Genomic DNA, 21479 nt, shown 5'->3' with positions numbered 1-21479 from the left:
CTCAGAGTGGCGCGAATAGCAGGGGATGTCCTGACGCGAGGCATCCCCTGCGGAGGACTCAGTAGAGCAGCGCGAACATCCTGCGGCGGTAGGCCACTGTCAGGGGGTGGTTGGCGCCTAGCGCATCGAAGACGCGCAGCAGGGTCGTGCGAGCGATGTCGTCACCATAGGCACGATCGGACTTCATCAGTGCCATCAAACCATCTAGGCCGGCTTCGTAGTGTCCATCGGCGACCTGGCGCAGGGCGCGCTTGAATTGCGCCTCGCTGTCGTCGCGCTCGCCCAGCGCGGCCACTTCCTCGGCACTCGGCGCTTCCTCGCCGAAGTCCAGTCGCGCGCGGACGCCGCGTGCTTTGGGCGTGTCGCGATGTTCCGGGGGTAGGTTGTCGAGCAGCGCCCGGGCGTCCGCCGCATTGCCTTCCGCAACTAAGGCGCCGGCGAGTTCAATCTGATAGTCATAGTGCTCGGGCCACTCCTTGACCAGCGTTTCGTAGATACCGCGCGCCGTGGCGGCATCGCCCGCGTCCAGGGCCTGCTGAGCTTTCTCCTCAGGGGTGGCTTCGGCGGCCTCGGGTGCCTTGAGATACTGCGACAGCCACTCGCGGATTTGCGATTCAGGCAGCGCCCCCTGGAACTGATCGTAAAGCTGGCCTTGCACGATCAGCTTGACGTCGGGCACCGAGCGGATGCCAAGTTGCGTGGCAATTTCCTGGTTGTCCTCGATGTTCAGCTTGGCCAGGGTAAAAGCGCCGCCGTATTCGTGCGCCAACTTCTCGAGTACTGGCATGAGGTTCTTGCACGGCTCACACCAAGGTGCCCAACTGTCGAGCAACACCGGCCCCTGCATCGAGCCTTCGAGAACGACTTGCTGGAAGTTGGATATGTCGACATCGACGATGAACTGAGAAGCATCCTGAGTGCCGGCATTGGTTTGAGAGGCGCTGGTGTCCCCGTCTTGGGGAGACGTGAGAGGTTCGCCGGTACGCGGGTCGATGATCGGCATGGCAATGGCCTTTCGATAGTATCGTGTGAACGTAAAGCGTAAAGACGCTGCTGAACTGCCTCACGTTATGCGGGTCAAGAGGCGCGGATTCAAGCCCCCGGCGCCGGCGCGTGATGGTATGGAAGTGCATCACGACACCTGGAGACAGCCGCATGCATCGAGCGATCAAGAAAAGCCTATGGCTGATGGTGAGCCTACTCGTCGTGCTGGCCCTGTTGCTGGCTGGCCCGGTCTACATGCTGGCAAGTCAGCGCGTCGCGCTAGGTGGTGTCTGGTCCCAGGCGGATCGCTCCTCGGCGGGTCTGGCACCGGCGCCTAGCACGCATCCCGAGGCTCTGGTGCAGGTATACGCGGCCCGCGCCTTCGACTGGCGTGGTGCTTTCGGCGTGCATACATGGATCGCCACCAAGCCGGCCGGTGCGACGCATTACCAGGTCCATCAGGTTCTCGCCTGGCGGCGGCCCACGGTCTCCTCGCGTCCCGACGAGCCCGACCGCGCTTGGTATGGAAGCGCACCGACCTTGCTGACCGAGTTGCGTGGCGACGCGGCCGAACGTGCGATTCCCGAGATTCGTGAGGCCGTGGCGGCGTATCCTGTGACTGATCGCTACCGAGTGTGGCCGGGCCCCAATAGCAACACCTTCGTGGCTTGGGTGGTGCGTCGGGTGCCGGGGTTGCGTGTCGATTTTCCGCCGACCGCCGTGGGCAAGGATTACCTGCTGGACACTATCGAGGCCGAGGCGCCGAGCGGGACCGGTTATCAAGTCTCGTTGGGTGGGATGCTGGGGCTGACCGTAGCCTATGACGAAGGCATCGAGTGGCAACTGCTGGGCCTGACGCTGGGCGTCGATCTCACGCGGCCGGCGCTCAAGCTGCCGGGAATCGGGCGACTGGGAATGGCGTCATCCGAACACACGCGAGGGCCTGGCGAGGCTGAGTGAGGTGCGACGTTGGCTTCTTCGGGAAGCACAAAAAAAGCGGTGTCCGTAGGGACACCGCTTTTTTATCTGTATGGTAGCGGGGATCGGATTTGAACCGATGACCTTCGGGTTATGAGCCCGACGAGCTACCAAGCTGCTCCACCCCGCATCAACTGTGGCGTATTCTACGGTTTTTATGGCCTGAGTCAAGAATAGATTCGTCCAACGTGCAGCCTGCCCAAACTCGATCATACTGAAGTCAGGTAAGACGCCATGGAGGCGAGTCAAGGTGGCACCTCCCGCCGGGAGCGCCACATAACGACATCATGGGGGGATCGACATGAGCACGCAAACAGCACCCGTCGCTTGGGTCACAGGAGGTACTGGAGGCATAGGAACCGCCATCTGCCTGGCGCTCGCCAAGGCAGGCTATTTCGTCGTGGCGAGTTACCACAACCGCGAGAAAGCTCAGGCCTGGCTGGCCGATCGTCGCGCTGAGGGCGTCGACAATGTGGCACTAGCAGGCATCAATCTCACCGACTTCGATGCCTGCCACGCCGGTGTAGATGACATTCGCCGCGAATACGGTTCGGTGGAGCTGCTGGTCAACTGTGCCGGCATCACACGTGACAGTACGCTCAAGAAGATGTCTCCCCAGCAATGGCGTGAGGTCATCGATTGCAACCTCAATAGTGTGTTCAACACTTGCCGCTGTGTGATCGAAGACATGCTTGAGGCTGGCTACGGACGCATCGTCAACATCGCCTCGATCAACGGGCGTAAAGGGCAGTTCGGTCAGGCCAACTATGCGGCCGCCAAGGCAGGGATGCATGGCCTGACCATGTCATTGGCGCAAGAAACCGCGACCAAGGGTATTACCGTCAATACCGTCTCGCCAGGTTATATCGCCACCGACATGATCATGCTGATTCCCGAGAAGATTCGCGAATCGATCCGTGAGGGCATCCCGGTCAAGCGTTTTGGCGAGCCGGAAGAGGTGGCGCGAGCGGTGGTGTTCTTGGCCGACCGCGAATCGGGTTTCATCACCGGTGCCAACCTGGATATCAACGGTGGTCAGTTCATGGGCTGAACCGGCTGTGGTAGCGCCCCGCCAGAAAATGCCGGGGCGGCCGTCGTGAGCGTGATCAGGTCACGCGTTGGGCGATAACGTCGAACAAGGCATCGAAGCGCGTGACCCGGGAGGCCCAGACATCGGACGCGAGGGGCCCGGTTTCCAGCAATTGCCGCAAGACGTCGGCCAGTTCCTGGTCGGGTTGCGGCGCCTGGCCCAGGCCATTATTGAGCCGCGCGACTTGCACCTCCAGGCGTAGCGGCTCTTCCTGTGCGGCCACCGGCTCGTCGGCGAGCAGCGCCACTTGAACCACCAGTCGGCTCAGTTCGTGATTCGCCGTTTCGCTGTCGCCCTCTCGGCGAGCGGCATTACGTGCCACATGGGCATCCCGTAGATCTTGGGGCATGTCCTCGGGCAGCGCGACGTCCGCCGTTTGACCGTCGCGCAAGGATGCGTCATCCGCGGCGACGTGGGCGTCGAGGAGGGGGCGCAGGTGCGTCCAGCGCTCGGCTTGCTCGGCGAGAACCAGTTGAGCGAGGCGTTCGCGACGGGCACGTACGATTCCTTGCCAGCGGCGGCGCATACCTTCGCTGCGACGGCCGCCGGGCAAGGGTTCCAGCGCCTCGGCGTCACGCACGGCACTCTCCAGCGTCTCGCTGTCGTCGGCGCGCTGGGGCTGCCAGGAATCGAAACGGTCGATCAGGGCTTGCATGCTATCCAGGCGCGACTGGGCTTTTTGGGCTCGGTTTTCCCGCTCGGCCTCGCGGGCGGCGAAGATACTATCGCAAAGCCCTCGGAAATGGCGCCATAGCATCTGCTCTTCGCCCTTGGCGGCACGTCCCAGTTCCCGCCAGCGGGACTGGAGCGCCTTGGCCGCTTCGGTGCGTTGCGAGGAGGGCATGTCGGCTTCCATCAGGGCTTCGGCCTCGGCGATCAGGCCGCGTTTGGCCTCGCCGATTTCATTGGCTCGACGGTCGATTAACGTCTGCAGTTCATGGCGGATGTGGCCGAAGCGTTGTCCGAGCGGCTTGGCGTGCTCGCGTGGGACGGGCGAGAATTGCTGCCATTGCTCACGTGCGCGGTCGCGAATTTGGCGCAGCACGTCCGGGTCGGCTTGCGCATCCGGGTGCGTGATGAGTTCCTCGAGCTGTTCGCACAGTGCTTCGCGTGCCTCGAGGTTACGGGTGCGCGCGGCATCGCGTTGTTGGTACCAGTCGTTCAGTGCCGTGTGAATGCGCTGCGACGCGTTGCGAAAACGCTGCGAAAGCTCGGCTGTGGCGGCGGCATCGCCCAACGCTGCCCATTCCTTGACCAATTGACGATGCCGACGATCACGCTCGGCATCGGGGGATTCGTTGTCCGCAGCCAGTGCTTCGATGCTTTCGATGAGTTGCGTGCGTTTGGGGCCGGCGACGAAGCCTCGCCAATCGCGTAACTCGGCCAACCGTGCACCGAGACGCTTGAGGTGGGCTTCCAGGTCGCCACGCGAAGCGCGGGGCAGAGCATCGATACGCTGTCGAAGCTGCCGATGTAGACGGCTGGCAGTCTTCAGGGTGCCGCGATCGAGCTGGTTCTCTAGTTTGTCGAGGTCCGCACGCAACTCCGAGAGGTCGACGGGCGTGTTCGCATCGGTCGCTTCGGCGTTACGCAGTTGACGGGCCTCGTGAATCAGAGGCGTCGGCGGCAGATCGTGTGGCCAATCGATCTTCGCCAGGCAGTCGTCGATGGCGGCATGGTCTTCGCGCAAGGCGGTTTCTAGTGCCTGGGCCTGCGTTGAGGCACGATCCCAAGCGTCGCCGATGTGCTGGCAAGCGGCTTGTGCTTCAGCATAGCGTGTCTGGATGTCCTCTTCCGGTGGGTAGTGATCGGAAAGGGCCAGCCAGCGTTCGCCATGCAGGCGTTGTTGGGCGCGTAGGCTGTCGATGTCCTGGTGGGTCAGTTGCGAGGCCTGCTTGAGGCTCGCGACGGCATCCTCAAGCGCTTCGACGAGCGCCTCGCGGGTGCGTGCTGCTTCATCCTGGCGTTGTATCGCCTGGTGCTGGGCGTGCCCTTCGGTATCATGATCGGAGAGCGTCTTGCGGCAGCGCTGGCTGGCTTCCTGAAAACGCTGCTCTTGCTCATCGCTGGGGGTGTCGGTCAGCGCTTCCCACTCGCGGACAAGATGGCGATAACGCGCGCCGTATAGCGGCTCCCAGGCATGCAGGGCATGCGCCTCGAGGGCTTCCAGAAGGCGTTGTCGAGCGGCCTGCTGGGCTTGGGTTTCGGCGGCATCGGCGCGTTGGCGTTGCAGGCGCTCGCGCGCCTTGCGCGTGACGATCTTGTCGCGACGCGCTTCACGCGCCAGGCGTTGCAGTCCTTCAAGGCTCGATACGCGATCGGCGGCGGCGTGGCGGACCACGGCAATGCCGTTGTCGCGCGCCTGCTGGATCAGCGTTGCTTCGTCATCGAGCTTGGCCAGCGCGGCCAGACGTAGCTCCTGATTGTCTCCCGTCTCGACGAGTTGCACGAGCAGGTCGTGATCGTTCAGTGTGTCGAGCAAATCGAGGCGTTGCTGCAAGGGCGGTGCTCCGGGCACGCTGCCGGACAACAATTGAGTGAGACGGGCCCGCAACTCGGGGCTGTCATGCGTGCCGAGCCATTCGAGCAGCGTCGAGGGATCCTCGAACTGGGCGAGGGCTTCGCGCTTTACGCCGGCATCCTCATCGTGCGTTAGGCGCTCGAGGGCGTGGCGGTCGGCTGACTTGTGAATATCGAGTTGCGCAATGGCAGCATGACGGACGCGAGGGTCGCGATGTTGCCAGCGTGGCGCAAAAAAACGGCGGAAGAATCCAGACATGACCCGGCATGCATCCCTGTTCTTGGCGTATTGAATGCGTGGCGATAACGCTGAGACAGCGTTCCTGTCGTCTCACGTCGGCCACGATATTAGCAAAAAGCGTCACATGATTGAGTGTCGTGTGTGCCATAGCGTATCAAAGCATGCGAGCCGGCACCGGGAAAAGGCGACGATGGCAAGGGCGTCGGTTTGCGGAGACACCTGACAAAGTCGCGCCGCTGGTCTTATCATCAGTTGCAGCCATCGCGACCCTCGCTTAGCTTTATCTTTATACATCAGTCATCAGCTGTGGAGTGCGGCCATGAGCCTCAACATGGATCGGGTAGCATCGGCGTTCACCTTCAAGGGTGGCATGTTGCCCATGACGGTCATGGAGCTGACGAGCGCCGACCCCGAGCAGATACGAGCTCAGCTCGCCGGCAAGGTGAGCCAGTCGCCGGCTTTTTTTCAACATACCCCGGTGGTGCTCAGCGTCGAGCAGCTCGATGAACCGCACCTGGCGCTGGAGCGTATTTGCGCCGTGTGCCGCGCTCATAAGCTGCTGCCGGTGGCCGTGCGTGGCGGCACCGACCCCGTGAAGCAATCCGCCTGGGCGTTGGGGCTGGGATGGTTCCCGCCGCAAGAAGCGCGTCCGCGTGCCGTGGAAGAAGCACCGCTCGCCGCTGCCGAGCCGCAACCCGAGGGCGAGGCGTCGCCGGCACCGGCCGTGGGACGTATCTATCGTGGTACAGTGCGCTCGGGCCAGCAGGTCACCGCCCCTGAGGGCGACCTGGTCGTGGTCGGTGCGGTCAATCCGGGTGCCGAGGTTCTGGCGGCGGGCAGCGTGCACGTTTATGGCCCGCTGCGTGGTCGCGCATTGGGTGGCATTCACGGGGACCGCCAGGCGGGCATCTTCTGTAAGGAATTGCATGCCGAGCTGTTGTCACTGGCTGGCAATTACAAACGGTTGGAAGATATCGACCCGCGTTTGCTGAACCAACCTGTACAGGTTCAACTGCGCGATAACCAATTGAACATTTCATCGCTCGGCTAGTCGGGATGTCAGGGCGCCATGTTGCGCCAATGTGGATGGCTAGTACGAACGACTCAATAGCAACAGGAAGCTCATCTTGGCCAAGATCATTGTAGTGACCTCCGGCAAGGGCGGAGTTGGCAAGACGACCAGCGCCGCGGCTATCGCCACGGGCTTGGCGTTGCGTGGCAACAAGACCGTGGTGATCGATTTCGACGTGGGCTTGCGTAACCTCGACTTGATCATGGGGTGTGAGCGTCGCGTGGTGTACGACCTGATCAACGTCATTCAGGGAGAAGCTGGCCTCAATCAGGCGCTGATCCGTGACAAGCGGACCGAAAACCTGCATATCTTGCCAGCCTCGCAGACACGCGATAAGGAGGCGTTGACCCCTGAAGGCGTGGAGAAGGTGCTCGAGACGCTTTCCCAGGATTACGACTTCATCGTCTGTGATTCGCCAGCGGGCATCGAACACGGCGCGCAGTTGGCGATGTATTTCGCCGACGAAGCGATTGTGGTGACCAATCCCGAAGTATCGTCGGTCCGCGATTCCGACCGCATCCTCGGGCTATTGGCGTCCAAGACACGTCGCGCCGAGCGCAGCGAGCCACCGGTTCAAGAACACCTGTTGATCACGCGTTACGATCCCAACCGGGTGACCTCGGGCGATATGCTGACGCTCGAAGACGTGCGCGAGATCCTGGCCATCAACCTGGTGGGATTGATTCCCGAGTCGGAAGCGGTGCTGCGTGCCTCGAACCAGGGCGTACCGGTTGTACACGACATGGATAGCGACGCTGGCCAGGCTTATGCCGATACCGTTTCGCGCCTGCTCGGCGAGGAGGTGCCGCTACGTTTTCATGAGTACCAGAAGAAAGGGCTGCTCTCCCGTATGTTCGGAGGAGGTCGCCGGTGAAACTACTCGAATTTCTCAAGCGCGAACGCAAGAAGTCGGCTTCGGTCGCCAAGGAGCGTCTACAGATCATCGTGGCGCACCAGCGCGGTCAGCGTGACCAGCCTGACTACATGCCGATGCTGGAAAAAGAGTTGCTCGAGGTGATCAGGCGTTACGTGCAAGTGGACCAGGATGCGATCAATATCAGTCTTGATCGCGACAATGACTGTTCGGTGCTCGAGCTTAACGTCACGCTGCCGCGTGATGAGTAGGTGCATTCCGGCTGAGTCGATCGGCCGGGTATGCTAGGCTGAGCGCTTTTGGCAGTGGGGAGACTGCGGCCATGGCGCAGGGCAAGAGCGAGCCGACCTTTCTTTGGCATGATTATGAAACTTTCGGTGCCGATCCTCGGCGCGACCGCCCCGCGCAGTTCGCCGCGATCCGCACCGATATGGATTTCAACCCGATCGGCGAGCCGCTGACGTTCTATTGCAAGCCGGCGGATGACTTCCTGCCGCATCCTCAGGCCTGTCTGATCACGGGCATCACGCCACAAGCTGCGCGCCGTCGAGGTCTCGCCGAGATCGAGTTCGCCGCGCGCATTCATGCCGAAATGAGCGTGCCCGGCACCTGTTCGCTGGGCTACAACACGCTGCGCTTCGACGATGAAGTCAGCCGCCATCTCTTCTACCGTAACTTCATCGACCCGTATTCCCGCGAGTGGCAGAACGGCAACTCGCGCTGGGACTTGATCGATGTGGTGCGTACCTATCATGCCTTGCGCCCGGAAGGTATCGAATGGCCGACGCGCGAGGACGGTGCGCCGAGCTTTCGCCTCGAGGATTTGACCGCTGCTAACGGCATCGAGCACGCCGGCGCCCACGACGCCCTGGCTGACGTCCGCGCGACCATCGATTTAGCGCGCCTGCTCAAGTCGCGCAATCCTCAACTGTTCGAGTACCTGCTCAAGCTGCGCGACAAGCGCACGGTTGCCAAGATGCTGGACATCCAGGCCCGCAAGCCGATGCTCCACGTCTCGCGGCGTTACCCTGCCAGTCGAGGGTGTAGCGCTCTGGTGGTGCCGCTGGCCGAGCACCCGAGCAACCCCAATGGGGTGATCGTCTATGACTTGTCGGTGGACCCGACGCCGCTGCTGTCATTGAGCGCCGTGCAGATTCGCGAGCGGGTATTCGCCAGTGCCGATGAGTTGTCCGAGGGCGAGGCACGTATTCCGCTCAAGGTGATTCAAATCAACAAGAGCCCGGTGATCATGCCGACCACCTCGCTCAAGGACACCAGTGGCCCCCATCAGGGTGAATATGGCGATATCGTGGCCCGGCTGGGGCTGGACATGGACGCCTGTCGGGGGCATTGGAAGCAGCTTCAGGCCTCGCCGGACGTGGCGGCCAAGGCCGCCGAGGTGTTCGCCGATGGTCCCGGAGCGCCGCCCAGCGACCCGGACCTGATGCTGTACTCGGGAGGCTTCTTCGCGCCGGCAGATCGTCGCGAAATGCAGCGTGCCCGCGAAATGGCGCCCTGGGATCTGGCTGATGCGCGTTTCGCCTTTCAGGATCCGCGCCTGGAAGAAATGCTGTTCCGTCTGCGGGCGCGTAATTATCCCGATACGCTGAGTAGCGACGAGCAGACGCAGTGGGAAGCCTATCGTTGGGCGCGCATGAACGACGCCGAGGTAGCGAGCCTGACGCTGACAGGGTTCGCGCGCGAGATAGAACGGCTCAACCAGGCCTCGCTGGATCCTGAGCAGCGCCAGGTGCTCGAGGAACTGGTCATGCACGTCGAAGCGATGATGCCGCCGCAGGCGTTCGACTGACTACGCGACATGTGCTGATCAAAGATGAAACGCCCGGGTCATGAGCCCGGGCGTTTTACATGGTGGGTACCGCTGGCGACCGCGTTCAGTCGCTGGCGGGGAGTGGCCGGAAGTCGCGCGTCAACTCCATGACATCGCTGGGCTGGGTGTGCGCGTCGTAGCTCACCGTGAGCGGCTTGGTGTGCCGTAGCGCGTTCCATGCCTGACGGATTGCCGAGGCATCCATGTCTTCAACACGGTCCGCCAGTTTCTCGCGCCGCGAGAAGTCCGGCTCGGCGTAAGCCAGTGTCTGCCAGAGGCGGTTGGTCAGCTCGCCCAGGCTGTTGTCGCGCTCCCTCAAACGACTGCTGACCGCGTCGCGATAAGGTGCCAGCTCGCTATCGTCGAGTGCTTGCAGACGGGCGTCGAAGTCATTCAGGAAGGCGTCCATGCGTGCGGCGATGCGCTTGGTGGGCGTATCCGGGGATTGCACTAGCATTGCCAGGCCCGGCGCATCGAGCACGGGCGAATAGCCAGCCGTGACGATATAGCCAAGTTGTTCCTCGGTGCGTAACTGGTTGTAGAACGGCGATTCGAGCATTTTGCCGAGTACCGCCAGGCGGGCTTGGCTGTCGAGGTCGCGGTCCGGGCCTTGCAGATAGCGCAATACGGCAGCGTCGTTGCGTGTACTTTGCGGATGCAGGGTCGGCGGCGTCTCGGGGATCGCCAGCGGTGACAGAGCGGGGATGTCCGAGGCCTCGAGCCGAGGGGTTAGGGCATTGGCTACTTGCAAGCCCTCACGGCGTGCCAGGTCAGAATCCAGATTGCCCACCGCCATGGCTTGCAGATAGAGGTCCCCGAGGAAGGCGTCGCGATAGTCGCGCAGGTCATCGACGCTCAGCGTATCCAGCGCCTCGAGCATCGAGGATGTCGTCCACTGTGGGCGCAACAACGACTCACTGAGCGTGCGATACATCTGCTGATGCAGTGGCGCCTGGGGCGCATTTTGCCATTGCTGCGAGAGCCGATACTTGACGCGCGAGAAGCTTTCCTCGCTGATGTTACCTTCCTTGAGTCGTTCGACGACGTCGCTCATCAACCTTGCCTGACGATCGCGCCAACCCGAGAAGGTGAGTGTGATGCCGCGTGCGTGAGCGTAAGCATCGAAGGATTGTCCGGCCAGCCGGGCTGGATAGAAGCGCTCATTGAGGCTGTCAGTGACCCAGCCGGCGAGCAGGCGCGTCAAGGCGGCATTGCTGGCGCTGTCGGAGGCGTCGGGATTCTGAAGGCTGAAGCGCCACTCCACGCGCGGGGTGCCGAAACGATCGTTGGCGAGGTGCCAGAGTTCGACGCTCGGGGCCTCGACGATAGCATGCGGTTTATCGCCACTGGCGTCGTGAACCTCCAGGTCGCGGGCGATAAAGGGGTTATGCGGCGGCAGATCGAGGTTGTCGAGTGGCGCGGCGTCCGGCCACGTCGAGAGTCGCGTCAGCGTGTAGGGCGCCTCGAAGTAGGGCGATGTGTCGTCGCCGTCGACGTTCGGGCCGCTGTAGACGCGCAACAAGTGCGACGGCGTCATGTCGGCGAGATAATCTCGAATACGTGCGGCATCGAAACCGTCCATGCGGTACGGCGCGTATTGCACATCCTCGAGCGGATAATCGGCCAGATTCATGGCCAATTGGCTGACCTGATCGATGGGCTCGCCCGGTTGCTGAAAACGAAACTCTTGTTCGTTGAGGCGAGCTTGCTCGTCGTAGCGCCAGGCTTGCAGCCCGTCTTCGCGAATCCGCGTTATCTGATCGAACAGGCTGGCCTGAATGCGATCGATATGTTGAGCGCCTTCCGGCGTGAGGCTGACCGAGACGACGAAGAACGCGTGCTGGCCATCGCCTTTCATGGTGCCTGCCGAGAGGCCATCGGCCCATCCCTCGTGCCGCAATGCCGCAAGCAGGCTTCCTTCGCCTTCATGGCCCAACAGGTTGGCGAGATAGTCGGCCGGCTTGGTGCGATAGTCGCCCTGCGGATCGGGAACCGGGAACAGGAAGCGCACCTGCTTGTCTTGCGATAGGCTCTTGACCTCCAGGCGTGCGGGCAGCTCGTCGTCGGTGGCCAGGGGGGTGTCGATCTCGGTACGCGATAAATGACGGTCGGGCACCTGAGCGAAGCGGTCGCGCAGCATGGCTTCAAGGTCGTCGAGCGACTGGGGGCCGATGACCGTCAGGTGCATGACGTTGGCACCGTAGTGCGCCTTGTAGAAGGCGATCAGCCGTTCGCGAAGCGATGACGTATCGCTGTCCTTGAGTGTCTCCAGGCTACCCACCGAGAAGCGGGTCATGGGGTGTTCGGGATTGAGGGCTTGATTGATGGCCTCTTGAAGACGCCGGCTATCGTCGCGCAGGCGCGCCTGGTACTCCGAGTTGACGGCGTTGCGCTCGCGGTCGACGTACTCGGCATTGAAGCGGGGCGCAATGAAGAAGCGGCTGAAGCGATCCAGAGCTTCGGGGAGTGCCTGTGGCTCGATGTCGAAGAAGTAGTTGGTGTCGCGCGCAGCGGTGAAGGCGTTGTGATCGCCACCGTGGGAGGAAATGAAATTCTGGTAGGCGTCGGCTTCCGGGTAGCGGTCGGTGCCCAGGAACAGCATGTGCTCAAGGAAGTGTGCCAAGCCGGGAGTGGCGTCGGGATCGTCGGCGCTACCGACATCCACGTTCATGGCGGCGGCAGCCTTGTCAGCCTGCGGGTCGCTGACCAGCAGGACCTCGAGGCCATTGTCGAGCGTCAGGGCGCGGTAGTCGCGGGTATCGTTGGGGCTGACGGCTGGCTCGACGACCTCGGCCACCGGGTCGCTGGCGCGCGCCGTCTGGTAACCGACGACGAGAAGGATGAGCGCACCGAGCAGCCAGCGGCATGCAAGGGAAGGGGACGAAAACACGGTAAAGACTCCTTGTTCAGTGATGCCAGTAGGTCATCGGGCCGGTGGGATGTCCGCAGGCCCAGTCTTGATGCTTTGGATCGTTGACACGTCTTGATACAGGAAAAGCGCCCAACAGTTCCAAGGGGGCGGTGGCCAGCATCTCATGGGCACGCTCGTCCGGGGTGGTTGGCGCCAGCCACTCGTGGGCATCGTCCGCCTCGATGACGGCTGGAAAGCGGTCGCTGAGCGGTGTCAGCAACGCATTGCTGGGCACCGTGATCAAGGCCGTGGAGTCGTTGAACTCGGTCAGTGTGGTGTGATAGCGGCACCAGACTCCGGCCAGCAGCAGCGGCGCCCGGTCGACGCGGGTGACCAGAAACGGCTGCTTCATGCGTGGCTGCGGCTTCCATACGTAGACCCCGGCGACCGGAATCAGACAGCGCCTGGCGTGGAAGGCCTCGCGAAACATCGGGCGCTGCTCGAGCGATTCGGCGCGAGCGCAATGCGGGGCATGGTCCAGCACCTTGAGCCAGGGCGGGGTCAAGCCCCAGAATGCCGTGGCCCAATGCGGTTCGCCAACGTCCTGGCGAATGATCGAAATAGGACGACGCGGTGCCAGGTTGGGGCCGACGATCGGCTGGCTGTCCTGGCGAAGCGCGTCGAGCGGCGGCGTTGTCCAGGGCTTGATGTAAAGACGGCCGGCCATGCTCTCTCCTCGCGGGTTGACGCGACAGGGTAAGCCACGCCGGCGGGCGCTTACCAGCGCTGCTTTTGATTTATCGCAGGGCTTGCCACTTGCGTTTGCGTGCGTTCCCGATATGCTGGGGGAAACGCTGTTCGACCACCCGTGGTTCAGACTCTTGCGCTCGCTAAGAGCGAAAGTCGCAAGAGTTAAGTGCCGCGCATGCTCATCACGAGGAATCCGATGGCTCGTCCCAGACAGCATGCACCCGAGGTGCTGCATGGCCAGGTCATGGCGGCGTGTGACGCCTGGCTACGCGATAATCCTGTGCATACGCTGTCGCTGCGCTCGTTGGCGCGCGAGGTGGGATGTGCGCCCAGCACGTTGCTGAAACTCTACGGCAGTTTTGGCAACCTGCTGCAATACGTCAACGTCGAGACGCTGGGGCGCCTGCGGGTAGCCGTGGAGGGGCTCGAGGGTGCCGACCCCGAGCCGCGTCTCAAGGCATTGGCGACGGCTTATTGGATGTTCGCGCAGCACGAGCCCTATCGCTGGCAGATGCTGTTCGATTACCCGCTGGCCCAAGAGGGCGAGTTGGACCAACGTCAGAACGACATGATCGAGGGCCTGTTCGTGCGCGTCGAGGCGGCGCTTGCCGAGTACCAGCCGCTGATGGGCGAGCTCGAAGCAAGGCGCATGGCTCGCACCCTGTGGGGCAGCGTGCATGGTCTGGTCCAGTTGGGGCTCAACGAACGCCTGGGCGTCTGGCAGGGGCAATCGCTGGAAGTCACCGAGTTGCTCGATCAATTGCTGACCACCACGCTGATGGGACTCAAGTACGGTCCGAGAGAGCCGTGATTCCACGATTGCTTACTCAGCGTCGATTCGCTCCCTTCTTCTGGACACAAGCCCTGGGCGCGTTCAACGACAACGTGTTCAAGAATGTCCTGTTATTGTTACTGACCTTCGTCGCTGTGCCGCGCTATGGCTGGGACACGGGATTGCTCAACAATCTCGCGGCGGGGCTTTTCATCCTGCCTTTTCTGTTGTTTTCGGCATGGGGCGGCTTGCTGGCCGATCGTATCGACAAGCGCCGTCTGGTCAGACGCCTCAAGGCGCTGGAACTCGTGACCATGAGCATGGCGGCGGCCGCCGTCTGGTACGAGGCCTATGCCGTGCTGCTGGCATTGTTGTTCATGATGGGCACCCAGTCGGCGCTTTTCGGACCGGTGAAGTACGCCATTCTACCGCAACACCTATCGCCGACCGAGCTCGTCAAGGGCAACGCCTGGGTCAGCCTGGGCACTTTCCTGTCGATTCTACTGGGAACGCTGCTGGCAGGGGTGCTGGCGTCGCTCGATGGTGACTGGGCGCGGGGCAGTATCGCCGCCACCTTGGTGACGTTGGCGCTCCTGGGGCTCGTCGCCAGCCTGTGGGTGCCGAGTGCACCACCCAGCCAGGTGGGCACCACGCCATGGCGACCCTGGCGTGGCGGGCGTGAAGTGCTGCGCGACGCCTGGCGTCAGCCGCAGGTATTTCGCGCCTTGCTGGGCATCAGTCTGTTCTGGTTTCTAGGCGCCTGCTACCTGACCCAACTGCCGGCCTGGACACGCGACGTCGTGCATGGCGACGAAGCCGTGGTCAGTGCCTTGCTGGGGGCGTTCGCGCTGGGGGTCGGTGCGGGCGCGCTGCTGTGCGCGCGTTTGTCGGCGGGGCGCCTGGAGGTCGGCTTGATACCGGCCGGCGCCGTGCTCTTCGGCCTGGCGGGTCTCGATCTGGGGCTGAGTCAGCCACTGGCGGGAAGCGATACCGGGCTGGCGGCATTGAGTCTGTCGCCGGGGTTCTGGCGCCAGCTCCTCGATTTTGCGGTGATCGGTTTGGGCGGCGGCTTGTACATCGTGCCGCTGTACACGCTGATTCAGCTCGAAAGCGATGATGACAATCGTGCCCGCATGATCGCCGCCAACAATATTCTCAATGCACTGTTCATGGTGCTGGCGGCGGGCTTCGGTGTTGTCGTGCTGAGTGTGCTCGATGCCTCGCTCAATACCTTCATGCTGGCCTTGTCGGCGGTGTCCCTGACGCTGGCGGCGATCATCCTGTGCATGGTGCCGCGTCCGGCACTGCGTCTGTCGATCTTCGTGCTGATTCGCGTGCTGTATCGGCTGCGTTTTCGCGGGCGTCAAGCCGTGCCCGCACGTGGCGCGGCGCTGGTGGTGTGCAACCACGTTAGCTTCATGGATGCATTGATCCTGGGGGGTGGGTGCCCGCGCCCGTTGCGTTTCTTGATGGACCGCCCTATCTATGAGTCCCGGTGGCTCAACTGGTTCTTTCGCATTGCCGGCGCGATCCCGGTAGATTCCGAGCGTTGCGACCCCGGCGGCGTGCGGCGAGCCCTGGATGAAGTGAGTCATGCCCTGCGTCAGGGAGAGGTGGTCATGTTGTTCCCCGAGGGACGCTTGACGTCCGATGGTGAGATGCAGCGTTTTCGGCGTGGCGTGGATATCATTCTGGCGCGAGATCCGGTGCCGGTGGTGCCTGCCGGGTTGGCCGGACTGTGGGGGTCCTGGACATCGAATCGCGGCGGCAAGGCGTTGACCAAGTGGCCACGGCGTTTCCGGGCTCGGGTAGCGCTCCACTTCGGTGAACCTATTCCGGTGGGCAAGGCCAGGCGCGCCGACATGGAACGGCACGTGAGCGAACTCAAGCGCAAGGCCGAGGCCGAGATCGGAGTCTCTTCGAGTTAACCCAACACCCGGGCGCGGCGTGCCGATTGCCAGCAGCGCGCCGAGGTGATCAGGTTGTCCTTGATCTGCAGGATTTCCATACGGATCGCCCCCAGCTGCAGGCAGGCGGGCGCGTCGGGAAAGGCCTCCAGGTGCTCGAGGATCAAGCCGTTGAGCGTCTTGGGGCCGTCGGTAGGCAACTGCCAGGCGAGTACTTTGTTGATGTCGCGGATGTTGGTAGTGCCCTCGATGATGTAGCTGCCGTCTTCCTGAGGATGAATTTCGCGGTGCGTGGCTGCTTCGTCGGTAGTGAACTCGCCGACGATCTCCTCGAGGATGTCTTCCAGTGTCGCCAGCCCTTCTACGTCGCCATACTCGTCGACCACGATGCCGATACGGCGCTTCTGTTGCTGGAAATTGAGCAACTGGGTGTGAAGTGGTGTCGACTCGGGGATGAAATAGGGCTCGCGGGCTTCCTGGACGATGGCGGCCTTGGTCACCTCGGGCTTCGAGAGGAAGCGCGCGGCATTACGCAGGTGCAGGATGCCGATGATGTTGTTGATGTCTCCCTTGTAGACCGGCACTCGCGTGTGCTGACTGGAGCGGATCTGGGCGAGAATGGCTTCGAGGTCGTCGTCGAGATCGATGCCGGCGATTTCCTGACGCGGCACCATGATGTCGTTGACGGTCACGTTTTCCAGATCGAGGATCGACAGCAGCATGGACTGGTGACGCCGGGGAATCATGGTGCCGGCTTCGTGAACGACCGTGCGCAACTCATCACGCGTCAGGTTGTCGGCACTGCCGTCGATATCCTTGACGCCCAAGAGCCGTAGCAGGCCATTGGAAATTGCATTGACGAGCCACACCAGCGGATAGAAGAGCTTGAGCAGAGGTTCTAATGCCAAAGACGCGGGATAGGCGATGCGTTCGGGCTTCACTGCGGCGAACGTCTTGGGCGTGACCTCGGCGAAGATCAGAATCACGATGGTCAGCACAGCGGTAGAGATGGCCGGTCCGGAGACATCGCCGAAGAAATGGATGGCGATGATCGTAGCGATGGAAGCAGCGAGGTTGTTGACGAAGTTGTTGCCGATGAGGATGACGCCGATCAGCCGGTCGGGTCGGCTCAGTAGTCGCAAGACCCGCTTGGCGGTGCGCTCTCCGCTATTGGCCTGGTGCGACAGGCGATAGCGGTTGATCGACATCATCCCGGTTTCCGAGCTGGAGAAGAAGGCGGATAGGCAAATGAGCACGAGCAGTAGCGTTAACAACAGCCCTAAGGGTAGGTCATCGCTCAAGGTAGAGAGGTCCTCGCTGAAAAGCCAACATCGTTTGTAGGGTTTCCCCTGGGAAGTGTCAAGTTGCTGCGTTTTGCCTAGATATCGTTAAAGATCAATTGCAGCGCGACCTTGGTGCCGAAGTAGCCGAGCACCAGTAGCAGGCAGCCGCCCAGGGTCCAGCGCATCGCGCGAGCGCCGCGCCAGCCTAGCCAATGTCGGCCGATGAGCAGCCCCGTGAAGACCAGCCAGGCGGCGAGAGAGAATACCGTCTTGTGGACGAGGTGCTGGGCGAAAAGGTTGTCGATGAAGATGAAACCGCTGACGATGGCCGCCGTCAGTAATAGCAAGCCGGCGCCGATGAGCTCGAACAGCAAGCGCTCCATACTCGTCAGCGCGGGCAGCACCTGGATGATCCCGCGTGTATGGCGGTGCTTGAGAGCGTGGTTCTGAAACGCCACCAGCACGGCCTGTACAGCCGCAATGCTGAGCAGTGCCGAAGCCACGCTGGAGGTCACGATGTGAAAGACGATGCCGGGCGAGACGTTGGACTCGACCATGCGGCTCGGATACAGCATCAGTGCTACCAGCGTCAAAGCGGCCAGTGGGAAGAGGCCGACACCGGCATTCAACAATGGCTTGAACAGGCTGACCGCGATCAACAGGGCCGCGATCAACCAGCTAAAGAGTGAGGCGCTTTCGAAAAGCCCCAGATGCAGGCCATGGCCGAGAAACACGCTGTGTGCCACGACCACGGTGTGGGCGCTGACGGCGAGCAGGCCCAGTGAACGCACCAAGATCGTCCTGGGCGGGACACGTCTGGCAAGTGCGAGCGCCTGCCAGGCGCCCGCGGCGAGATAACAGACAATGGCGAGAATCGCAAAAGGCAGCGCCTGCATCAGTGGCCAATCCCTGCGCCGGTCGGCGTCGAAGAAAATGAAGCGTCAATATCACGTGAGCATGTCACATGGGCTCGGGAGCGTTACTATAGCGAATCCCCGCGCCGTAGCGAATCCCCCTGCGGCTTGCGCATCGCGACAGGTGCATGGAGACCGTCGCCACGAACGCGTATAATCGCCTTTTCATGCCTAGGCAATTCCTGCCGGAGAGCGCCATGTTTGAAAGTTTGACCGATCGCCTGTCGGGCACGCTGAAGTCTATCACCGGTCAGGCCAAGCTGACCGAGGACAACATCAAGGACACGCTGCGCGAGGTACGTCGTGCGCTGCTGGAGGCCGATGTGGCCCTGCCGGTGGTCAAGGCGTTCGTCGATCGGGTGCGCGAGCGCGCCGTGGGCCAAGAAGTCTCACGAAGCCTGTCCCCGGGCCAGCAATTCGTCAAGATCGTCCAGCAGGAGCTGGAAGCGATCATGGGCGAGGCCAACGAGGCGCTGTCGCTCAAGAGCACGCCCTCGGTGGTCTTGATGGCCGGCCTGCAGGGCGCGGGTAAAACGACCTCGGTTGCCAAGTTGGCGCGCTTCCTGCGCGAGCGGGAAAAGAAAAAAGTGCTGGTGGTCTCCGCCGACGTCTATCGTCCGGCCGCCATCGACCAGCTCGAGACGCTGGCTAAAGAGGTAGAGGTCGACTTCTTTCCCTCGAGCAGCGCCCAGCAGCCGGTGGACATCGCCCAGGCGGCGATCAAGCATGCCAAGATCCAGTTCCATGACGTGGTGATCGTGGATACCGCCGGGCGACTATCCGTCGATCAGGCGATGATGGAAGAAATCCAGGCCTTGCATGGGGCGACTACGCCGGACGAGACGTTGTTCGTGGTCGATGCCATGACCGGTCAGGACGCCGCCAATACCGCTCAGGTCTTCCATGAAGCGTTGCCGCTAACTGGGGTGATTCTCACCAAGGCGGACGGTGATGCCCGTGGCGGCGCGGCGCTCTCGGTGCGCCACGTCACCGGCAAGCCGATCAAGTTCATGGGCATGGGCGAGAAAGTCGATGCCCTTGAGCCGTTTCATCCGGATCGCGTCGCCTCGCGGATTCTCGGCATGGGCGACATGCTGTCGCTCATCGAGGAAGCCGAGCGAAACGTCGATCAGGGCAAGGCGGAGAAGCTGGCCAAGAAGGTCAAGAAAGGCAACGGTTTCGATCTCGAGGACTTCCGCGAGCAGCTCCAACAGCTCAAGAAGATGGGCGGCATGGGCGGTTTGATGGGCAAGCTGCCCGGCATGGGCCAGATGGCCGAGGCTGCGCAGGGGCCGGGTGCCGAGAAGGAACTAGGCAAGCTCGAGTCGTTGATCAACTCGATGACTCCGAAAGAGCGCCGCAAGCCGGAAATCATCAGTGGCTCGCGCAAGCGTCGTATCGCGGCAGGTGCCGGGTTACAGGTGCCCGATCTCAACCGTTTGCTCAAGCAGCACAAGCAGATGCAGAAGATGATGAAAAAGGCCGGCAAGAAAGGCGGCATGCAGAAAATGATGCGAGACATGGGCGGCGGCATGGGTGGCGGCCCCGGTATGGGCGGCGGCCCTGGCATGGGTGGTGGCCCCGGCGGCAGCTTTCCGCGCCGTTGATAACGCCTTTTGTTGTCAAGGAAAAAGGTTTCCAATACGTGCCTTTTTCCGTAGAATGCTGCGTCTTCGCAGGTGGGTCTTGCCCGCCGCGACAGTCCGTGGCGTAACGTAAAACTTCAACCGTAGGATTATAGCGCATGGTTACCATCCGTTTGGCCCGTGGTGGCGCCAAGAAGCGTCCCTTTTATCACCTCACCGTCAGCGACTCGCGTAAGTCTCGCGACGGCCGTTTCATCGAGCGTATCGGCTTCTTCAACCCGGTAGCACGTGGTCAGGAAGAGCGCCTGCGCGTCGATCTCGAGCGTGCCGAGCATTGGCAGGGTCTGGGTGCCCAGCTCTCTGATCGCGTCGCCGAGTTGCTGAAAGAAGCACGCAAGCAGCAAGCGTGAGTGCATCGCCCTCTATGTCGCACGAGACCGGTCGCGCCGATGCGGCGCAAGACGACGAGCACGTGGTGCTTGGCCGCCTGACCAGTCCCTACGGCGTGAAAGGGTGGTTGAGGGTGTATTCGTACACCAGCCCCATCGAGGGCATCTTCGAGCATGCCGACTGGGTGTTGTCACTGCGCGGCGAGCACCTTGAGTGCAAGCTGAGTCAGGGACGCCCTCAGGGAAAGGGGCTGGTCGCCAGCCTTGAAGGTATCTCGAACCGCGAACTGGCCGAACGTTGGGCCGGCGCGGATATTCTCCTGCCCAAGCAGGCGTTGCCGGCGCTCGCGCCGGGCGATTATTACTGGTATCAGCTCGAAGGCCTGCGGGTCGAGACACTGACCGGTGAGTGTCTGGGGCAAGTGAATTATCTCTTCGAGACGGGGGCCAACGATGTGTTGGTGATCCAGCCCAGCGAGGCGAGTCTCGATGACCGGGAGCGGTTAATACCGTTTCTGCCCGACGGCGTGATCCGCGAGGTGGATCTCGATGCCGGGCGTATGACAGTGGACTGGGATCCTGAATTCTGACGCCGTATCGTCGGTGTCGCTGGCCGAGTGATGAAGCCGTGTGGATTGGTGTTGTCTCCCTGTTCCCGGAGATGTTCGAGGCGATCACCCGTTATGGTGTAACGGGGCGCGCTGTCGACCAGGGATTGCTAGCGGTGGATTTCTGGAATCCCCGGGATTACGCCACGGATAAGCACCGCACGGTGGATGATCGGCCCTATGGCGGTGGCCCCGGCATGCTGATGAAGGTCGACACGTTACGACCTGCCATCGCCGAGGCTCGCCGTGACGCCGAACGCCGTGGTTGTGCGCCAGAACGCACACGCGTGGTTTATCTATCGCCCCAAGGGCGGCGGCTTGATCAACGTGGCGTGCGGGAGCTGGCCGACCTGGAGGCACTGATCGTCGTCGCCGGTCGTTACGAAGGTATCGACGAGCGAGTGGTCGAGGCCGATATCGATGAAGAATGGTCGATCGGCGATTATGTGCTTAGCGGCGGTGAATTGCCGGCCATGGTGATGGTCGATGCCGTCTCCCGGTTGGTGCCGGGGGTGCTTGGCCATGGCGATTCGGCACTTGAGGATTCCTTTAGCGAGGGACTTCTGGATTGCCCGCACTACACGCGCCCCGAGACGATCGATGGGCGTGGCGTGCCGGACATTCTGCTTAGCGGCAACCACGCGGCGATTCGCCGCTGGCGGCTGAAGCAGTCCCTCGGGCGAACCTGGCTCAGGCGACCCGACCTTCTCGAAGGTCGCACTCTGAATCGCGAGCAGCAACAATTGCTTGACGAGTTCAGCGCAGAACATGCCATGGGTCAGCACGTCGGTAGGACGGAGGAGCGACGGACGCTCGATGAATGAGCGCC

18 protein-coding genes and 1 tRNA gene are annotated in these 21479 nt (G+C 62.3%); 12 read left to right on the top strand and 7 right to left on the bottom strand.

All coding sequences use genetic code 11. The features are described from left to right. Nucleotides 1-58 precede the first annotated feature (58 nt). On the bottom strand, nt 59-1003 hold the full coding sequence (locus tag SR908_RS06125; protein WP_246919109.1) for a thioredoxin family protein: 945 nt from the start codon (nt 1001-1003) through the stop codon (nt 59-61). Between the two features lie 152 nt (nt 1004-1155). On the opposite strand from SR908_RS06125, the gene SR908_RS06120 reads away from it, so the two are divergent. After that, complete coding sequence (locus tag SR908_RS06120; RefSeq protein ID WP_246919111.1) at nt 1156-1944, top strand: DUF3750 domain-containing protein; 789 nt, start codon at nt 1156-1158, stop codon at nt 1942-1944. A gap of 71 nt (nt 1945-2015) precedes the next feature. On the opposite strand, the gene SR908_RS06115 is transcribed toward SR908_RS06120, so the two are convergent. Next, nucleotides 2016-2092, bottom strand: a tRNA-Met gene (locus tag SR908_RS06115). Between the two features lie 171 nt (nt 2093-2263). Here SR908_RS06115 and phbB point away from each other — a divergent pair. Next, complete coding sequence (gene phbB / locus SR908_RS06110; RefSeq protein ID WP_246919113.1) at nt 2264-3013, top strand: acetoacetyl-CoA reductase; 750 nt, start codon at nt 2264-2266, stop codon at nt 3011-3013. Nucleotides 3014-3068: 55 nt separating this feature from the next. On the opposite strand, the gene SR908_RS06105 is transcribed toward phbB, so the two are convergent. Next, nucleotides 3069-5831, bottom strand: a complete 2763-nt coding sequence (locus SR908_RS06105; protein WP_246919115.1) for a DUF349 domain-containing protein — start codon at nt 5829-5831, stop codon at nt 3069-3071. Between the two features lie 301 nt (nt 5832-6132). On the opposite strand from SR908_RS06105, the gene minC reads away from it, so the two are divergent. From minC to sbcB, 4 genes are all read left to right on the top strand, one after another. Continuing rightward, nucleotides 6133-6864 (top strand): septum site-determining protein MinC, encoded by a 732-nt coding sequence (gene minC, locus SR908_RS06100; protein WP_246919117.1) that lies wholly within the window; start codon nt 6133-6135, stop codon nt 6862-6864. Between the two features lie 76 nt (nt 6865-6940). Continuing rightward, a complete protein-coding gene (gene minD / locus SR908_RS06095) occupies nt 6941-7759 on the top strand; it encodes a septum site-determining protein MinD (RefSeq protein ID WP_097024159.1) in 819 nt (272 codons plus the stop codon). Next, complete coding sequence (minE, locus tag SR908_RS06090; RefSeq protein ID WP_011508315.1) at nt 7756-8010, top strand: cell division topological specificity factor MinE; 255 nt, start codon at nt 7756-7758, stop codon at nt 8008-8010. The genes minD and minE overlap by 4 nt, the downstream gene beginning before the upstream one ends. 71 nt (nt 8011-8081) lie before the next feature. Beyond that, a complete protein-coding gene (sbcB, locus tag SR908_RS06085; protein ID WP_246919119.1) occupies nt 8082-9569 on the top strand; it encodes an exodeoxyribonuclease I in 1488 nt (495 codons plus the stop codon). A gap of 85 nt (nt 9570-9654) precedes the next feature. Here sbcB and SR908_RS06080 read toward each other — a convergent pair whose 3' ends face one another. Both SR908_RS06080 and SR908_RS06075 read right to left on the bottom strand, forming a co-directional pair. Next, complete coding sequence (locus SR908_RS06080; RefSeq protein ID WP_246919121.1) at nt 9655-12480, bottom strand: insulinase family protein; 2826 nt, start codon at nt 12478-12480, stop codon at nt 9655-9657. Nucleotides 12481-12496: 16 nt separating this feature from the next. Then, nucleotides 12497-13168: an SOS response-associated peptidase gene (locus tag SR908_RS06075; RefSeq protein WP_246919122.1), complete on the bottom strand. Its 672-nt coding sequence runs from the start codon at nt 13166-13168 to the stop codon at nt 12497-12499. 219 nt (nt 13169-13387) lie between these two features. On the opposite strand from SR908_RS06075, the gene SR908_RS06070 reads away from it, so the two are divergent. Both SR908_RS06070 and SR908_RS06065 read left to right on the top strand, forming a co-directional pair. Next, nucleotides 13388-14002, top strand: coding sequence for a TetR/AcrR family transcriptional regulator (locus SR908_RS06070; RefSeq protein ID WP_097022226.1), 615 nt, complete (start codon nt 13388-13390; stop codon nt 14000-14002). Then, entirely contained in the window at nt 13999-15891 is a 1893-nt protein-coding gene (locus SR908_RS06065) for an MFS transporter (RefSeq protein ID WP_246919124.1), read from the top strand. Before SR908_RS06070 ends, SR908_RS06065 begins: the two co-directional genes overlap by 4 nt. Here the strand turns inward: SR908_RS06065 and SR908_RS06060 are convergent. Together SR908_RS06060 and SR908_RS06055 are read right to left on the bottom strand one after the other, a co-directional pair. Further along, nucleotides 15888-17171, bottom strand: a complete 1284-nt coding sequence (locus tag SR908_RS06060) for an HlyC/CorC family transporter (RefSeq protein ID WP_097022224.1) — start codon at nt 17169-17171, stop codon at nt 15888-15890. The two genes, SR908_RS06065 and SR908_RS06060, sit on opposite strands and share 4 nt — an antisense overlap. 77 nt (nt 17172-17248) lie before the next feature. After that, nucleotides 17249-18049 carry a cytochrome C assembly family protein gene (locus SR908_RS06055; RefSeq protein WP_246919126.1) on the bottom strand — a complete coding sequence of 267 codons (801 nt, stop codon included), beginning with the start codon at nt 18047-18049 and terminating at the stop codon, nt 17249-17251. A gap of 215 nt (nt 18050-18264) precedes the next feature. On the opposite strand from SR908_RS06055, the gene ffh reads away from it, so the two are divergent. The 4 genes from ffh (at nt 18265) to trmD (ending at nt 21474) form a co-directional block, all read left to right on the top strand. Beyond that, nucleotides 18265-19674, top strand: coding sequence for a signal recognition particle protein (gene ffh, locus SR908_RS06050; RefSeq protein WP_246919128.1), 1410 nt, complete (start codon nt 18265-18267; stop codon nt 19672-19674). A gap of 137 nt (nt 19675-19811) precedes the next feature. Then, nucleotides 19812-20063 carry a 30S ribosomal protein S16 gene (gene rpsP, locus SR908_RS06045; RefSeq protein ID WP_075367760.1) on the top strand — a complete coding sequence of 84 codons (252 nt, stop codon included), beginning with the start codon at nt 19812-19814 and terminating at the stop codon, nt 20061-20063. Between the two features lie 14 nt (nt 20064-20077). Next, complete coding sequence (gene rimM / locus SR908_RS06040) at nt 20078-20632, top strand: ribosome maturation factor RimM (RefSeq protein ID WP_097022221.1); 555 nt, start codon at nt 20078-20080, stop codon at nt 20630-20632. Between the two features lie 38 nt (nt 20633-20670). Beyond that, nucleotides 20671-21474, top strand: coding sequence for a tRNA (guanosine(37)-N1)-methyltransferase TrmD (gene trmD / locus SR908_RS06035; RefSeq protein ID WP_097022220.1), 804 nt, complete (start codon nt 20671-20673; stop codon nt 21472-21474). Nucleotides 21475-21479: the final 5 nt, after the last annotated feature.

This window comes from Chromohalobacter canadensis (assembly GCF_034479555.1).
GTDB classification, from domain to species: Bacteria; Pseudomonadota; Gammaproteobacteria; order Pseudomonadales; family Halomonadaceae; genus Chromohalobacter; species Chromohalobacter canadensis.
This window is presented reverse-complemented; position numbering and strand designations above follow the sequence as displayed.

Bases quoted from the DNA above. Each gene is read 5' to 3' on its own strand.
- rimM (WP_097022221.1), top strand. From the start codon at position 20,078: ATGTCGCACGAGACCGGTCGCGCCGATGCGGCGCAAGACGACGAGCAC.
- SR908_RS06070 (WP_097022226.1), top strand. From the start codon at position 13,388: ATGGCTCGTCCCAGACAGCATGCACCCGAGGTGCTGCATGGCCAGGTC.
- SR908_RS06075 (WP_246919122.1), bottom strand. From the start codon at position 13,168: ATGGCCGGCCGTCTTTACATCAAGCCCTGGACAACGCCGCCGCTCGAC.
- rpsP (WP_075367760.1), top strand. From the start codon at position 19,812: ATGGTTACCATCCGTTTGGCCCGTGGTGGCGCCAAGAAGCGTCCCTTT.
- minC (WP_246919117.1), top strand. From the start codon at position 6,133: ATGAGCCTCAACATGGATCGGGTAGCATCGGCGTTCACCTTCAAGGGT.
- SR908_RS06055 (WP_246919126.1), bottom strand. From the start codon at position 18,049: ATGCAGGCGCTGCCTTTTGCGATTCTCGCCATTGTCTGTTATCTCGCC.
- SR908_RS06105 (WP_246919115.1), bottom strand. From the start codon at position 5,831: ATGTCTGGATTCTTCCGCCGTTTTTTTGCGCCACGCTGGCAACATCGC.
- phbB (WP_246919113.1), top strand. From the start codon at position 2,264: ATGAGCACGCAAACAGCACCCGTCGCTTGGGTCACAGGAGGTACTGGA.
- sbcB (WP_246919119.1), top strand. From the start codon at position 8,082: ATGGCGCAGGGCAAGAGCGAGCCGACCTTTCTTTGGCATGATTATGAA.
- SR908_RS06120 (WP_246919111.1), top strand. From the start codon at position 1,156: ATGCATCGAGCGATCAAGAAAAGCCTATGGCTGATGGTGAGCCTACTC.
- ffh (WP_246919128.1), top strand. From the start codon at position 18,265: ATGTTTGAAAGTTTGACCGATCGCCTGTCGGGCACGCTGAAGTCTATC.
- SR908_RS06125 (WP_246919109.1), bottom strand. From the start codon at position 1,003: ATGCCGATCATCGACCCGCGTACCGGCGAACCTCTCACGTCTCCCCAA.